Source organism: Vibrio sp. 2092 (assembly GCF_033339635.1).
GTDB classification, from domain to species: domain Bacteria; phylum Pseudomonadota; class Gammaproteobacteria; order Enterobacterales; family Vibrionaceae; genus Vibrio; species Vibrio alginolyticus.
The window spans coordinates 92,089-108,114 of record NZ_JAWOUY010000019.1 but is presented as its reverse complement, the minus strand read 5'-3'; the positions used below and the strand labels follow the sequence as shown (position 1 = coordinate 108,114).

At 42.8% G+C, this 16,026-nt stretch carries 13 protein-coding genes and 1 pseudogene; 7 read left to right on the top strand and 7 right to left on the bottom strand.

The window, feature by feature from the left end; genetic code table 11:
• Positions 1-39: 39 nt before the first annotated feature.
• Positions 40-1,014 carry a ParB/RepB/Spo0J family partition protein gene (locus R7P80_RS24160; protein WP_005374504.1) on the bottom strand — a complete coding sequence of 325 codons (975 nt, stop codon included), beginning with the start codon at positions 1,012-1,014 and terminating at the stop codon, positions 40-42.
• Positions 1,015-1,021: 7 nt separating this feature from the next.
• Complete coding sequence (locus tag R7P80_RS24155; protein ID WP_225492007.1) at positions 1,022-2,239, bottom strand: AAA family ATPase; 1,218 nt, start codon at positions 2,237-2,239, stop codon at positions 1,022-1,024.
• Between the two features lie 1,238 nt (positions 2,240-3,477).
• Here R7P80_RS24155 and R7P80_RS24150 point away from each other — a divergent pair.
• Entirely contained in the window at positions 3,478-5,448 is a 1,971-nt protein-coding gene (locus R7P80_RS24150; protein WP_225492006.1) for a replication initiator protein RctB domain-containing protein, read from the top strand.
• 289 nt (positions 5,449-5,737) lie between these two features.
• Here R7P80_RS24150 and R7P80_RS24145 read toward each other — a convergent pair whose 3' ends face one another.
• The 3 genes from R7P80_RS24145 to R7P80_RS24135 are packed head-to-tail and all read right to left on the bottom strand — an operon-like array spanning position 5,738 to position 7,988.
• The gene (locus R7P80_RS24145) at positions 5,738-6,205 is read right to left on the bottom strand and encodes a hypothetical protein (protein WP_005374501.1); all 468 of its coding nucleotides are present in this window, start codon (positions 6,203-6,205) and stop codon (positions 5,738-5,740) included.
• A complete protein-coding gene (locus tag R7P80_RS24140; protein WP_053350124.1) occupies positions 6,205-7,137 on the bottom strand; it encodes an ATP-binding cassette domain-containing protein in 933 nt (310 codons plus the stop codon). The genes R7P80_RS24145 and R7P80_RS24140 overlap by 1 nt, the downstream gene beginning before the upstream one ends.
• Before the next feature lie 2 nt (positions 7,138-7,139).
• On the bottom strand, positions 7,140-7,988 hold the full coding sequence (locus tag R7P80_RS24135) for an ABC transporter ATP-binding protein (RefSeq protein WP_005374497.1): 849 nt from the start codon (positions 7,986-7,988) through the stop codon (positions 7,140-7,142).
• 361 nt (positions 7,989-8,349) lie between these two features.
• On the opposite strand from R7P80_RS24135, the gene R7P80_RS24130 reads away from it, so the two are divergent.
• Together R7P80_RS24130 and ribA are read left to right on the top strand one after the other, a co-directional pair.
• Positions 8,350-8,547, top strand: coding sequence for a PA3496 family putative envelope integrity protein (locus R7P80_RS24130; RefSeq protein WP_005374493.1), 198 nt, complete (start codon positions 8,350-8,352; stop codon positions 8,545-8,547).
• Between the two features lie 238 nt (positions 8,548-8,785).
• Positions 8,786-9,847, top strand: a complete 1,062-nt coding sequence (ribA, locus tag R7P80_RS24125) for a GTP cyclohydrolase II (RefSeq protein ID WP_005374492.1) — start codon at positions 8,786-8,788, stop codon at positions 9,845-9,847.
• A 68-nt stretch (positions 9,848-9,915) separates the two neighbouring features.
• On the opposite strand, the gene R7P80_RS24120 is transcribed toward ribA, so the two are convergent.
• The gene (locus tag R7P80_RS24120) at positions 9,916-10,671 is read right to left on the bottom strand and encodes a substrate-binding periplasmic protein (RefSeq protein ID WP_005374490.1); all 756 of its coding nucleotides are present in this window, start codon (positions 10,669-10,671) and stop codon (positions 9,916-9,918) included.
• Positions 10,672-10,739: 68 nt separating this feature from the next.
• On the opposite strand from R7P80_RS24120, the gene R7P80_RS24115 reads away from it, so the two are divergent.
• From R7P80_RS24115 to R7P80_RS24105, 3 genes are all read left to right on the top strand, one after another.
• Entirely contained in the window at positions 10,740-12,638 is a 1,899-nt protein-coding gene (locus tag R7P80_RS24115; protein WP_225492005.1) for an ATP-binding protein, read from the top strand.
• A gap of 100 nt (positions 12,639-12,738) precedes the next feature.
• Positions 12,739-12,948 (top strand): DUF3283 family protein, encoded by a 210-nt coding sequence (locus tag R7P80_RS24110; protein ID WP_005374484.1) that lies wholly within the window; start codon positions 12,739-12,741, stop codon positions 12,946-12,948.
• Positions 12,949-13,083: 135 nt separating this feature from the next.
• On the top strand, positions 13,084-13,800 hold the full coding sequence (locus tag R7P80_RS24105) for a YebC/PmpR family DNA-binding transcriptional regulator (RefSeq protein ID WP_005374482.1): 717 nt from the start codon (positions 13,084-13,086) through the stop codon (positions 13,798-13,800).
• Positions 13,801-13,872: 72 nt separating this feature from the next.
• Here the strand turns inward: R7P80_RS24105 and rodA are convergent.
• Positions 13,873-14,955: pseudogene (rodA, locus tag R7P80_RS24100) on the bottom strand (rod shape-determining protein RodA).
• Positions 14,956-15,348: 393 nt separating this feature from the next.
• Between rodA and R7P80_RS24095 the strand changes: the two are divergent.
• The gene (locus tag R7P80_RS24095; RefSeq protein ID WP_225492004.1) at positions 15,349-16,017 is read left to right on the top strand and encodes a hypothetical protein; all 669 of its coding nucleotides are present in this window, start codon (positions 15,349-15,351) and stop codon (positions 16,015-16,017) included.
• The last annotated feature ends 9 nt before the right edge of the window (positions 16,018-16,026 follow it).

Sequence of the window (16,026 nt, the reverse complement as noted above, 5' to 3'; positions counted from 1 at the left end):
AAAAAACCGCCCGGAGGCGGTTGATTCAATCATCATTTGTTATTGCAGTTTGGTTTGTACAAACGCAAGAATCTCTTCCATTAAGCTGTCGTCAACTTTCTTCAAGTTCAACGCCAGGCTGCTACCTTTTCGGCTATAGCTTGCTCGACCTTTAACTAAGTCGACTTTTTCCGTCTTCTTACCAGGTTTTGCTGGTGCAAGTTCAGTAATCCAATTTTCGATGCTTTCCGTGACTTCTTTTGTCAGACGAGCAACGCCTTGAGCTGTGCTTCGCTGCCATAAAAACCCTTCGCTAGAGCGACATTTATCTAACAGCTCTTGCTGCTGCTCTGGCGTTAGCGTTGAAAACTGTTTGTGCAGTTTCACGATTGTTGGGCGACCGAGATCGCCAACATTCGGATACGCTTGAAGCAGTTCTAACGGTAATGCTGCGGCTTTTAAAGCGCCACTTACCAACGCTTCACTGCACTGGAACATTTTTGCCAATGCTTTCTGATCCTCAGCTTCACCACTATCAAGCTTAGCCTGCATCTCTTTACCTTTTTCGTATAAAGAGAGCGGTTTGTGAGCATTTGCCACATCAGACAAAAACTTAGCATGGTCAGTATTGATGTTGTCAGCAACATAAACCAAAAAATCTTGTTCAGCGAGGATACAAGACATGCGACGACGGCTACCATCTAAAACTTCGATCTTGCCATCTTCAGTTCTACGACCCACAGCTGGATATTGTTGGCCACGCTCTTTGAGTGTGACTAAAACATCAGATAAAGCATGTTCGTTTAAGAACGATTGCTCACGAGCGTTATCAACAAATACTGTTGTTTCTGTCGCAACTTTATTTGCAGGAATACGCACAAGTTCAAACTGAACAATATTTTCACCTGCAACTGCTAGTTCAATCGTTTGAGCTTTCTCTTTTGCCGCAGTTTGCGCCTCTTGCGGAGTCACAACACGACGCTTATTCGTTTTGCCAAATAATTTCGCGTTTAATTCAGACGTTTTCAAAGCCATTTACTTATTACCCCTGATTCAATGACGGCCAATTAGAGTGCAGCACACGCTCTAATTCCAGTGCGCTTTTATGAACAGCGTCTTGCGCGGTAGCTAGTGTCTTCTTACCGCCTTCAAAATCGCTTACTGTCAGATCAAATACTGTGCTGTAGGTATCGGCACAGGTTTCAAACGCACGGCTACGAGGAATAGTAGCCATCATAACTTGGTCACCTAGAAGATAGTTCATTTCAGTTAAAACAGAAACTTGCTTCTTATTGTCGTCCTCAAACATGGTTGGCATCAAGCGAACAAACTCAAGACCATTCCAGTCCTCCGGGAACATTTCATATACCGTAGGCAAATGCTGGAAGAAGTTTACTGTTGAAGCCCAGTCCAGACGCTTAGCCGCACAAGGAATTAGCAAGGCATTTGATGCATACATCGCATTCCATACTAATGGGTCAACGTGTGGACCGGTATCAATCATAATGATATCGAAGTCATCAGCAATTTTATCAATCAGTTGCTCTTTCAGCAGACGGACGATATCGAGTGATGGGTCTTCAGATAGCGTTTGCCATGCTTCCGCATTAAACATCGCGTCTTCTGGAAACGCTGAAATCGACTTTAAGTTCGGATATTGCGTTGGCAGCAATACGTTTTTACGTAAAAATTCACTTTCAATTTCCACACCATCAGGCACGTTACCCAACATAATGTCTACCGCAGAATAGATATTATCATGCTCTGCCATGCTGATTTGCGGGTTGAGGAATAAACGTAGCGAGCCTTGTGGGTCTAAGTCGATTAAACAAATACGGTATCGTTTATCCAAATTTAGCGCTAAACATGCCGCTAAATGAACCGCGGTCATTGATTTACCTGTACCGCCCTTTTGGTTCTGCACATTAATAATCCAAGGTTTGTTACCTGAATTCTTTTTACGCTCATGAAATTTAGGCACTTCAGCTGCATCCATGAGCATGTGTGCTTCTTCTAACGTAATTGAATAATGATTCGCGTTGTTTTTAGTAAATTGATGCCCAGCGGCTTCCATTTTACCAATCGCGTCGTCGAGCTTACGGCGAGTTAGACCAGAACGGGTTTCCATCATCGCTTTCGACATTGGTGGGAAGTAGTTATCGCTTCGCTCTTCTAAAACAATTTCAATACGGTCAGCTTGAACCTGCTGAGTCAGCTCCGCTAACTCAAGAAGGTTTTCAATCGTTTTTTCTCTTTTCATGCCAAATTCCGTTGGAAGGATTTATAATTGCAATTGTACAGCAGTAAAGACCAAAAACAACAAAAAGGTGCACGAACATTTTGAATTACCATCACATAAAAAAACACCCAAATCGACGCTTTTATGATTTATGGTCAAAAAGATAACTATTTTTAATCAAATAATCTTCTCATAAGTGGACCCTAAACTTAAAAATAAAAAGTGTTACAGTGTCACTCATTTACAATGTAAATCAATTTTCTACCGGAACGATTATAATCTTAAGCTAAATTACGGATTATGTTAGACCAACCTAATTTAAACGAAAAATAGTAAGTAATATCGGAACAATAAAGACCTGAACACCTTGATCATGTCTCCGAGCAAAATAGGGCAGTTCCAGCGAAACATCTATGGAAGTATGATCAAGGTATGCTTATGATCATGCTTCCGTGTTAATAAGCAAATCCGAAAGCATGATCATGGAAAAAATAGAGCAGAGTACGGTGTAAACACGCAAATAAAATAAGATCCATTAATCGGAAATATGATCAAGCCTTAGAATCTCTCGGAAGCATGAGTTTTCTTCTCTGATTTACGGTTGAGTGCAGACAGAATGGGGGATTGAGCAGAAATTGACGTTATAGAAGCCGGAACAATGAAATTGCTCAAGTTGCTATGATAAATCACGCTCTCATGATCATGCTTCCTGTAAATAAGCAGAGACTAGGATTTACTTCTAAATATGAGCGACTTGAATGTATTTTAATCAGATGAGTGATATCTCATCAATATGGGCGCCAGAACGATAGATATATTGGCTCTTGATCATCGATCCGAGTATAAATAACATCACCAATGCACAATATAATCATCGTGAAGATCATTATTAAATACAGCATCTGTGGATAACCTGTAAAAACATCATGATCATCGTTTCAAGACTCTTTTGATCATCTTTTCATAACCTTAATGATCATGCTTACGAATAAATATGATCATGCTTTCAGGTTATTGTTGATCATACTTTCAGACTTCTTATGATCATAGTTCCGAAACACATGGAAATAATAGTCTTATAGAACAAAAGCTTAGCGAGAAATTTCAAGCCAGATCATTAGATCATATAATCAATTAAGATCAGATTAATCAAAAAGATCAGTTATTTAAAAAACAATCTTTTTTCTTTATTTATGATCTGTTTTTCTTTATTCTTCGGAACCATAGCACAACTACGGCTAGTGTGATCTGGATCTAAAATGACGGCTGATGAAAAAATTCTGATTAAAGCACCGAGAAGCCACAAAGATGGCCATCTTTTTGAGGTACATGAATCCTCTGCGGATTGGGTAGAGCAGTACCAACATTTCAAAGGGGTGACCAAAAGCATCTTAGAGTTGCTTAATCTGATCTCATTACGAGGCTTCAGCAGCAAGGATGGTTTGGTTTCAACCACAGAGATTGTGGAAGCAACAGATGGGCAACTCACACGTGCAGCTCTGCAACAACGTTTGCGCGCGGCAGTAAATATTGGTTTATTTACTCAAATTCCAGTGCGTTTTGAAGAGGGGCTTGCTGGTAAAACGATGCTACATAAATTTGTGAATCCCAATCAGCTTATATCTGTGTTGGGAGCAACAAGTCTTGTTACCGACAAAGTTCGCCAGAACGAGAAACAAAAACGTTCGAAAGCATTGGCTCAGACTCAAGTAAACAAACGTTTGTTGAATGAGCACGGGTTAAACACACCTCCCACGATGAAAGATGAAGCCGATCAATTTGTTGTATCTCCAACAAATTGGGCTGGGATAATTGACCAAGCACTTGCGCCACCAAGAACTCGAAAAAGTTATCAGAAATCCATGGTGTCGATCTCTGGCACAAAAGCCGTTATTGAGACGCGATCATCCAAAAATATCATGACTGTGGATGATCTCATGACCCTGTTCGCTCTCTTCACGTTAACGGTTCAGTATCATGATCATCACAAAGATCAGTATCAGCTTGATGCGGCTCACGTACCAAACAAAACACCGCTATACATCACTGATATTTTGTCGCTCAGAGGCAAAAAAGACAGTGGCCCAGCTCGTGATTCCATTCGCGATAGCATTGATCGCATTGAATTCACTGATTTTCAGCTCCATGAACTTACTGGACGTTGGCTAAGTGAAAACATGCCAGAGGGCTTCAAAAGTGATCGTTTTCGTTTTCTTGCTCGAACCATCACAGCCTCTGAAGAGGCACCAGTGGAGGGTAGCGATGGTGAAATTCGTATCAAGCCAAACTTATATATTTTAGTTTGGGAACCTTCGTTTTATGAAGAGCTGTTAACGCGCGATTATTTCTTCTTGTTTCCGCCAGAGATCTTGAAACAACATACTTTGGTGTTTCAACTGTACTCTTTCTTCCGTAGTCGCATGGTTCGTCGTCACACGGATTGCATGCTACTGAGTGAGTTAAATCAGAAGCTTGCACGTAACATTGAATGGCGACGTTTCTCCATGGATTTGATCCGAGAACTAAAGCGTTTGTCTGATGGAAAAGGGAATGATGATCTATTCGTCGTTAATTTGTGGGGTTATCACCTGACGATCGAAACCATGATCGAAAATGACAAAGTGATGGACTACCAAATCGACATCAAATGTGATGTCGAAGAGGTCTTACGTTACTCGCGAGCGCGAACGACCAACGCAGGAAAGCGTAACATGGCGCCTACGCTGCCAAATCCACTTCGTAATGAGATGGTAACCCGACAACAGCTTGAGGAGCTCTCAGGCATCATAGACGGCGAATTTGAGCCTATTCAACGCAAAGCACCATCTCCAAGAGGAAATTTAGGGCGACGCGTGAAGCAAAGAAAGCATTTGGTAGAGATCAATGCTGATGAGATCACCATTACTCTATCTAAATATACCTCACCAGAGGCTCTAGAACGCAGTATAACGGCTTTGTCTGCGATGACAGGGCACTCGTATGCCTCAATCAAAGAAGAGTGCTCAGATTACATAGAGAAGCTCGATTGGCTAAGGGTAGGGGATGAGCCGATTCCTTATGAGACATTAAGTAAAACCGTCGAGCTGTTTAACACCCAGAACGATGTTAAGCATCTTACCATCGAGCGCTTGATTGCGGGGTTAGCGGTGCGTCGGAAAGTTTGTCGTCAAATCTTCGATGGTCACATGGATGAAATGGTATTTCGTGCCTTGGATGAAATGGCGATTTAAAAGTGTCGCTTGATGTGTATCAAGCTATAGGTGTGATGTATCGGTTTGAAATGTAACAATGTCTTTCGATGATAAAAAACAGACTTAACTCTTACAAACCACTGACATTAGAAGCCAAGCCTAATACTACTATTTATCCCGAATAGACAACCTTTTGTCCTTTCTGATGATTAATAGATTGGCTCATATTGTTACATTCATTCTGAATAGACTTCGCGAGTTTCTCCTCAGGAAACTCGCTTTTTTTTGCCTAAAATTCCGCTAATTAAGCCTTGATCATTTTTCCGGACTAATGAGGTAAACCTTGATCATGCTTCTTGGGTTCATTCCAATGTAATGAACGCATCAACGCAACATGTGATTCGATTAAGCTATGGGCTTGTTCCTGCCACTTGTTTTGATCACACTGCTGATTACAAAACTCTAACGCCACAACGGTGAGATGCTGAAGTCGTCTCAAACACCAATCTTTGATCAGAATATCAGTCGAGACTTGGCATGCTGCTTGTTCAAGCTTTGCACTCGTATAAAGCAAGGTTTGATATGCTTTCTGAGGGTCTTGGTACCTTGCATGTTGAAACACGCGTAAACATCCATCCAACCAGCAAGCAATCGCTTTACTTTGAAGATCACTCAATTCGGGTCCAAACACGTCATCAGGCACCTGATATAAGATCGTTTCCAATTTTTCTACTTGATCATGTTTCCGCTGTTCGTACCACATGGCGATTTGATCTTGCCAAGTACTCAAATCCATTACGCTGCCTCAGTCCATTGTTTTACATAGTGATTTGGCCCTATTTGATCAAATTCGTCGACAATTATGCTGCTACGTTGACGAATTTCATCGGCATCTATCGAATAGTTTGGCTCATTTTTCACTAAGTTACCAAAAGGTAAGTCAGGATCAGGAACGGCAGAAATCAACAGCTTAGTATAAGGATGCTGCGGATTCTTAAGTATTGAATGAGTGTCGCCCCATTCAACGATTTGCCCTTTGTACATTACTGCGGTTTCTTCCGCGATGTAGTGCGCAGTCGCCAGATCATGAGTGATGTATAAAAAACCAATTCCCAGCTCTTGCTTCATTCGTTGCATTAAATTCAACACTCCCAAGCGAATAGAAACATCCAGCATAGACGTAGGCTCATCCGCAAGAATGATTTGCGAACCTACCGCTAAAGCCCTTGCTAAGTTTACTCGCTGACGTTGCCCACCACTGAGTTCGTGAGGGAACTTATTCAATGTCTCTTCAGGTAGTTCCACCAGTTTTAGGAGCTCTTCCAAGCGGGCTGGGATGTCGCGCTCGTTTTTGACTTGTTTATGAATTTTTAAAGGACGTGTTAGGTGATGGCGAATGGTATGAGTTGGATTGAGAGAGCCAAACGGATCTTGAAACACCATTTGTACTTTACTGCGATATTCTTGTAGAGCCGATCGTGACGTGATCTCATTTATGTCAGTGCCATTGAAAAGAATCTCGCCTTGCGTTGCTGGATAGACTTTGGTTATTAAACGAGCGCAAGTACTCTTACCGCAGCCTGACTCTCCAACCAAAGCCAAGGTTTTTCCTGCGTACAGATCAAAAGTCACTCCTTGAAGCGCACGAAAGGTTTCCTCTTTCGCTAAACCACCGCCCACTTTGAATTCTTTAATCACATTTTTCATTTGGATGATAGGCTGGCTCATGGTTACGCTCCTTGTAACTCTGGTTGTTTGTGGACGTCATGGATGTTTGGGAAAGAAGCCCATAGCTTTTGCGTGTAAGGGTGTTGAGGATGATTGCGTATATCGTATGCTCGATTGACTTCGACGATTTCTCCGTGACGCATGATTGCAATTCGATCACATAGTTGGCTCATGAGTGCCAGGTCATGAGTGATAAAGAGGACTGAAAAACCGAACTCATCTCTAAGCTGATAAATTTGCTGTAAAATTTCTCTCTGTACCACTACATCTAATGCTGTTGTGGGTTCATCCATAATGATCAGTTTTGGATTTAGAGACAAAGCAATGGCTATCACCAACCGCTGACGCATTCCTCCTGAAAATTGATGAGGATATTCTGCTAAGCGTTCTCGAGGAATATTGACCAAGTCCAACAACTTTTCTGCTCTATCTTTTGCTTGAGCGTTAGTGAGGCCTTGATGGTGTCGTAATACATCTGCAAATTGCTCTTGTATCGTTAAGACAGGGTTGAGTGAGTTCATCGCGCTCTGGAACACCATGGCGATTTCACTCCACCTTAGAGCGGTCAGTTCAGAGTCTGAGATACTAAGGATATCTTTGCCATCAAACCATATTTTACCGCCAGAAATGAACGCTGGCGGCTTATGAAGACGATTTATTGAGAATGCGATTGTGCTTTTACCACATCCAGATTCACCGGCGAGACCAAATACTTCGCCTTTGCCGATATCAAAGCTGACGGACTTTACCGCATTAAAATCACCATTATCAGTGATGTAATCGACGCACAAATCTCGGATCTGGATGACCGGGTCATTGTGGTATGCATGACTTAAGTTAATACCATCCATATAAACACCTTACCAATCTAAAAGATAATTATTATCATTATCAGGTGTGGCGGTTTTTAGAAAGTATCAAACCATGAATCAGTGAAGTGACTCGAAAGTTAGGTGAAACAGGAAGTGGTGTAATGCGTCGTTGATAAAACTAAAGAAGAGCAGAATTGAGAGCTAGATCAGCACACTTTTCGTAGGGGGAATTACTCAAATTTAATCGTAAATTTGTCCCTTGGCAAAACTTAAATGATGAATCTATTAAGGAGTTAACGAAAGGGCGGGAGGGGTCACATTTCCCTACAGTTTTTCTTACCACCTTGTTCCGGTTTTGCTATAGATTACGCATCGAAAACATGGTGTGTTCGGAGGAAATATGTCCATTAATTCTATCGACCATGACGAGATGACCAACATCGCTCACAAATGGGAATTACCTGATGAGGAAACCGTTGTGAAGCCAGAGAAAACAGTGAAATCAGCAGAAGCCAGAAGACGCATTGAAGCGTTACGTGAGATCCGTGAAAGTGGGTTGACCATTGAAGAAGCAAGGGAGCTTGGCTTGATACACTGATCTCCTCAGGTTGGTTTAGCAACCCATAGGGTAGTCGACGGACTGCCCTTTTTATTTTTTCACTCTATTACTCTCTTATTCAAACCCTCCATTTATCTGTCTTGCGTCTCAAAAGCACGAGTTTCACACTCACGTCCCGTCCCGAAGAAGTTTGACAATCTGACCTTGTGTTACTAGATATATCAGTAGCGATATGCTTTTTGTTGATTATCGCAACCACAAAGCAAGGAGCGCAAGTATGGTTGATCAAATCCTTTTTTATGAGCCCGATGAACCCCACGGTTTTCTCTCAAATTTTTGCCATGCCCCAGTCAATATCTCCTCCCAAACTTGGCCCACCAGCGAACATTATTACCAAGCCCAAAAGTTTCTCGATGCTCAGTTGCAAAGTAAAATTCAGCACGCAAGCACCCCTGATGAAGCGTTTGCTTTAAGCCGTAAATACGAACACTTTGTCAGAAGCGATTGGGACGATATAAAGTTGGCTGTTATGGCTTTCATCGTTAGGGAAAAGTTTCTACAAAATCCACCATTAGCGCAGCAATTAATGAGAACGGGTAACGCTTGCCTAACAGAGCATTCTCATAAAGATGCCTTTTGGGGAGACGGGGGAGATGGTAAAGGAGAAAATCATCTAGGAGAGATTCTGATGAATGTGCGGGCAGAGCTGAGACATGTTGAGCCTTACAATCTCGTGAAGTTTATCGATAAAGCCAAATTGCCCACCCAGTGGGGCACATTTATGATGTACGGCTTTATTGAAGCCGCGACAAATAAAGAGCATCTTGCTCTGGTCTATGGTGAGCCAACAAAAAGTGCAGCTCCACTTATTCGGTTGCATTCGGAGTGTCTTACCGGAGATGCTCTATTTAGCACGCGTTGTGACTGTGGTTTTCAGCTTAATAGAGCGCTACAAAACATCGTCAAAGAGGGATGTGGCGTGCTGCTTTATTTACGTCAAGAAGGGCGTGGAATCGGCTTGATTAATAAAATTCGTGCCTATCACTTACAAGATGATGGCGCAGATACCGTGGAAGCAAATGAGCGTTTAGGTTTTGCCGCTGATATGCGTGATTACGCGTTCTGTAAAGGAATGCTAGAGCATTTGGGGATTGACGCTGTGCGTCTAATGACGAATAACCCACGCAAGCTCGCCGCCTTAAAAGCGGTTGATATTAACGTCATTGAACGAGTGCCATTACAAGAAGGGAATAACCCAAGTAATCAACATTACCTGCAAACCAAGGCGAGTAAATTGGGGCACATGTTTGATCCTAAGTTTGTTAACCACATTAAGTAAGTGCTACAGATTTCCCAGAAACAAAAACGCCAACGTATCATCGTTGGCGTTTTTGTTAATGAGTTGATTCATTGATACTTTTGAATGATTTCATCAATTTCCCCTGAGGCTTTTAATTCAACGAGTCGTGTATTGATGTAATTTTGAGTTTCTGGTTGCATTTGAGGTGAAAAAGCTAGGTAGATTGAGTAGTCAGGAATAACCGAGCTGAAAGGCTGTATCTGAAAATTCTCTAACGGCAAATTGAGTCGCTTTAAGTTGTAAAGGACTCGGGATTCCATCTCGACAAAAGCTGTATCTCCAGGGGTTCGGCTTATCACTCGGTATGCGGCGTTGTAGTCTTTCACGCGCATTTCATTGACACTGCCATTTTCAAAGAACGGTGTTAAATTTGGATAATCAAACCCCAGCAGTAATACAATAGAACGACCATGCATCGTATCCATATTTTTGAATTCTAAAGGCTTCTCGCTACTCGATACCAGTACATGTTTTACAGTGTAAATGGGCTCCTCAGATAAATTTTCCGATTGCACCTTGCCCCAGTTCGGGCTGCCATAAGTTAACCAGTTTGGCTCAGCGCCTTCTTCCAATATGGAAATCATACGTTTAAATGGATAAGTATGATAATTCACTTGGTAATCCGACTCCGCGAAGATAGCACTGACGATATCGGTCACAATTCCGGAGTGCATTTGTCCCTGTTGTTCAATTTGAAATGGTCGAGCTTGTTCAGCAATGACGTAATAGTTCACTTGATTTGCGGTCACATGAGAACTTACAACAATTAAGCTAAAAGCCAATCTAAGTAGAAGTCTTTTCATCGTATCCTCGATTATTATTTGTGCGTAGCTATATTTAGAGTAGCGCAAGTTTATCGGAGCGGTTTCATATGGATGAAAAAGAGCGATCTCAACGTCGTTTTAGTATCGGCAACCAACTTATGTTGGCGGTATTAACGTTGAGTTTAATCTTTACGGTCATCATTTCTACAGTGAGCTTATATCGAGTTTTTCACGAAGATTTAGCCCATTTAGATGTTGAATTAAAGCAGGTTGAGTCTAGCTATTTATCGAGCTTTTCTGCGAGTTTGTGGGTAGAGGATAGGGAGCTGTTGTTGACACAAGCTCAAGGTGCAATGCGTCTGCCCTCGGTGGACTACTTACGTATTGCTAGTGAAGACGAAGTTATCATTGAATTAGGTTCGGCGCTTTCTGAGGATGTTGTCGAGAGAAGCTGGCCGATGCAGTATCGGGTCGGCGATAAAACGTATGATCTCGCGATATTAACGGTTCAATCGGATCTTAGCGCGATATATGAAGATCTTTGGCAGCAGTTCTTTTTTCTACTTACGACAGAAGCGATCAAAATTCTTGTCCTCATCATTGGTGTTCTTTGGGTGGCGTTTCGCTTGTTGGTCAATCCGTTACAATTGCTGTCTGGTGCGGTGAGCGATTTTCGTGGCGGTACAGTGCCGAGTAAAGTGACTCTCCCTAAACGATGGTGCTTTGATGAAGTGAGTGTTTTGGCAGAGAAATACAACCGAAGTGTTGAGAAAGTGAAAGAGCACCAGACTGAGTTAGAGGCTGAACGCGATAGGGCAGAAGTCGCTAATCGTAAGAAAAGTGAGTTTCTTGCCACTATGAGTCATGAGATCCGCACACCGATGAATGGCATTATTGGTGTGTCGTCGTTGCTCAATGACACCGACCTCGATCCCCAGCAAAAAGAGTTTGTAGAGATCATTGACAGTTCTTCTCACTCACTAATGACGATCATCGACGACATTTTGGACTTCTCTAAAGTTGAAGCTGGCAAAGTAGAGCTGGAATACACGAGCTATGATCTTCGCGAGCTACTTGACGATGTCATCAGTTTACATAGTGTCAAAGCCAAGCAGAAAAACTTACAGCTGCTCAGCGATATTGATCCTCACTTGCCAATCGAAGTGCAAGGTGATGCCACACGATTGAAACAAGTTCTGAACAATTTGTTGAGCAACGCGATTAAATTTACCGAGCGCGGCCATGTGAAGCTTCTTGTAGCGTTATCTCGACTTGATGGAGAGACCGCTCATATCCGGTTTCGAGTTGTGGATTCTGGTATTGGTATTGCGAAAGAGCACCAACAAGCAATCTTCGAACGCTTCCAACAAGCTGATGGTAGTACCACCAGAAAGTATGGTGGGACAGGGCTTGGTTTGGCGATAGCTGCACAGTTGGTTAACTTGATGGGAGGGGAAATACAACTAACAAGTGAGCTTGGGCTGGGAAGCTGTTTTGAATTTTCGATTCCTGTTGCTGTAATAAATGCGCAATCGACCTATACCGACCAACTTAATGTATTAGATTTCCGGAAAGCGGAAGACAACGAAATCAGCCCTCAAGATAATGATAAACCTTGGGTATTGGTTGTTGAAGATACCATCGTCAATCAGAAGGTAGTTCGCATCATGTTAGAAAAACTGGGTGTGCGAGTGAGTGTCGCCAACCATGGCGAAGAAGCATTGCAGCTGTGTGATCAGCAGCCTTTCGATTTGATTTTTATGGACTGCCAAATGCCTGTGATGGATGGGTTTATTGCTACGGAGCGAATTCGAAAAATGGGAGAGTGGGGGAAACACGTTCCAATTATTGCGCTAAGTGCCAATGTCATTAAAGAGGATCAGCAACATTGCTTCGATGTTGGGATGAACGAGTTCGTGGCTAAACCCGTTACCAAGACTCGATTACAACAAATATTCGAACAGCATTTACCAAAAGCACTGAAAATCAGCGCTGTGCCTAAATAGTTAACTTGAAATCGATCAAGTTAAGTGCGTTTCTATTCTGTAATTGTAACTCTGTGTGATATAGTGCCCGGCTAGTATTTAAAGTACCTTGAGGCTGTGAATGTCGTTTAATCTATCCCTATTGCCGCCTGACGAAAAAAACAAAATCGAACTGGATAAGCAGGCGTCGTTTTTGGTTTGGAAGCTCAGAGAGGCCAAATCTGGTCCTGAAGCAATAGAAGAACAGTTGTCCAAGATTAACGATGCTGATGAAAAGGCGTTTTTCCAGCAATCGGTCGAAAAGTACAAACGAGTAATGGGTGTCGCTTAACGCGAACCGTGGCAATGGTTCAATCCAATGCGACGAATGAGGTAACCTCCCTATTCCTTTGCTAAGCGAAATTGAAAAGGTTTCGCTTTTTGCTAAAATCCTTCGCATTAAATTTGAATTTAGAGAGACATCCCGATGGGAAGAAGTTTTGAAGTGCGCAAAGCCTCTATGGCGAAAACTGCAGGCGCGAAAATTAAAGTTTATTCCAAATACGGTAAAGAAATTTACATGTGCGCGAAAAACGGTGGTGGTGATCCAGACATGAACTTGTCTTTGAAACACCTGATCGCAAAAGCGAAAAAAGACCAAGTTCCTGCGCACGTTATCGATAAAGCGATCGACAAAGCGAACGGTGGCGGTGGTGAAGACTACACTCCAGCACGTTACGAAGGCTTCGGCCCTGGCGGTACTAGTGTTATCGTTGACTGTCTAACAGACAACGGCAACCGTACTTTCCAAGATGTACGCCAATGCTTTGTGAAAGTCGGTGCGAAAATTGGTGTTGAGGGCTCGGTTTCTCACATGTTCGACCACCAAGCGGTATTCCAGTTCAAAGGCGACGATGATGAAATCATCCTAGAAACGCTAATGATGGAAGACGTAGACGTTACTGACGTTGAGCTAGAAGACGGTGTTATCACTGTATTCGCACCTCACACAGAATTCTTCAAAACAAAAACTGCGCTTAACGGTGCATTCCCAGATCTAACGATCGATGTTGAAGAAATCACATTCGTTCCGCAAACTCATACGCCTGTATCGGGTGAAGATGCTGAGAAGTTCCAGAAATTCCTAGATCTTCTAGATGACTGTGATGATGTTCAGCAGGTTTACCACAACGCAGAGCTGTAATTAATTCGCTCATATCGTTGTAAAAAGGCTTCCTCAGGGAAGCCTTTTTTGATCGCTTTTTCTCAAGCAGAGCTATACGTTACGATATTTGGAATAACACAGCGACATGATTACACCAAAACAGATACCTTGAGTTAGCATCGCCGTGCCGCCATAGCTAAAGAAGGGAAGTGGGCTACCCATTACTGGCAACAAGCCACTCACCATGCCCGTATTGATAAAAGCATACAGAAAAAAGCTCATCGCTAATGCGCCACTTACCAGCCGACTAAAAAAGTGGTCAGACTGACATGCAAGCAACATAACGCGTGCAGTAATAAACAAGTACAATGCGAGTAAGACTAAACTGCCAACAAAGCCCCATTCTTCTGCATAGGTCGAAAAAATAAAGTCCGTATGACTTTCTGGAATAAAGCCAAGTGTTCCCTGCGTTGCATTCATCCAACCTTTGCCTTTCATACCGCCTGAGCCAATCGCAATCAAAGATTGGATGATTTGGTAACCCGAACCCAGTGGATCGGACTCAGGGTGCAAGAACTGTGTTACACGGCTCTTTTGATAGGTTTCCATAACGAAGAACCATAAAATAGGTGCTAACGTTAAAATGCTCGCAATAAACCCGCAGATTATTTTCTAGCTCATGCCAGCCAAAAACAAAACGAACAATGCATAAATGATGGTAAAAACTGCACCGTCTAAATCCGGTTGTAGCGCGATTAACCCGGCAGGAATCATTGTAATAAGTAAGCAAAACGCAATTTTCCGACTGTCTGGTCGACCTCCTTCAATATGAAGCATCCAGGCGATCATGATTGGAATGGAAAGTTTGATTAGTTCGGACGGTTGAAAGCGGAAGAAGCCGATATCGAGCCAACGTTGAGAGCCATTGGTGCTATCACCAAATAAAGCGACAGCAAGTAGTAGCGCAACCGCAATAATGTAGAGATATGGAGCTGAGCGCTGATAGCTGGACGCTGGAATCGAGGACATGACCAAGATACAAACTAATGTCAGTCCGCAGCGCGCCAAATGTTTGAAGAGCATCGCCTCATTAAAGCTACTGGCACTCCAGAGAGTGAGCGAACTTAACAGCATGATCGGAATGATCGCCATGAGTAGTGGCAAATCAACTCTTGGGAAATAACGCTTATTCATTTTCAACGACCTAATAACGCACCTATTTTGAGTGCGAAAACAACTAAAACTCGAAGAGTTCAAACTATTCCGATGCTAAGAATCTCGATTTGGAAACAACAGACACCATGCAAAGGTGTGTAAGAAAGGAGAGTGCGACACTGTCTGTTATGGGTAGCTGTGGGATGGATAAATACACTAGCCTCAGATTTTAAGCCAGTGTTTTTATTGTTACTGCCGTAAAAATGTAGCGTTACGAATGAGCGGAATTGTATTTTCTGTTTAAGTGAATGTCATTCATCCTCTCTCAATACCATTCACTCTGCATAACTGCCATTGGTCGCATGCAAAAGCAGCGTGCGACCTTCTCCCTTAATCTGAAACCATCAAATCACGTTCAACTAAGGACAGTACATGATGGTTTCTCAATCTCGCTCAATCAAAGCTCTTAAACTGGCAAGTACGTTTATCGCCGCATTTGCACTCAGCAGCAATCTGACTCTGGCTAACCCAAGCGAGCGCACACTCAGTCAATTCAACCAAGCGGCGCAGGGTGACTCTGGTTTAGTTGATACCGTTTACGGCGAATTATCTAAACAACTCGAAGAGCAAGGCGCAACGCCGGTGACCTTGGTGTATTTAGGTAGTGCTGAAACGTTGCAAGGTCGTGAGGCGTTTATGCCTTGGAACAAGATGAAGTTCACCGAGCGCGGTCTTGCCACAATCCAAAAAGGTTTGGATTTAATGGCGAATCAGCCAGTTCCACTGCAAGAGCAACAACGCTTACAAGGCTTGCCGGAATACCAATTAGCCACCGCCATGGCAGCCACTACGTTTACCTCTCTACCTGATATGTTCAATCACTTTGAGCGTGGCTACGAGCTGTACCTTTCATTGCTCGATGAGCCGAGTTTTAGCCAACAACCTTTCGCGGCTACTTCGTGGATTTATCGCTACGCCATTGAAGCAGCACTACGCGCTGAAGATGTCCAACAAGCCAAAACATGGTTAGCGCAAATGGAGCAATTGGGCGACAGCAATCTAGAAACGCAAACCGCGAAAGCGCTGCTAGCCAAGTATTAGGGAGGCGTC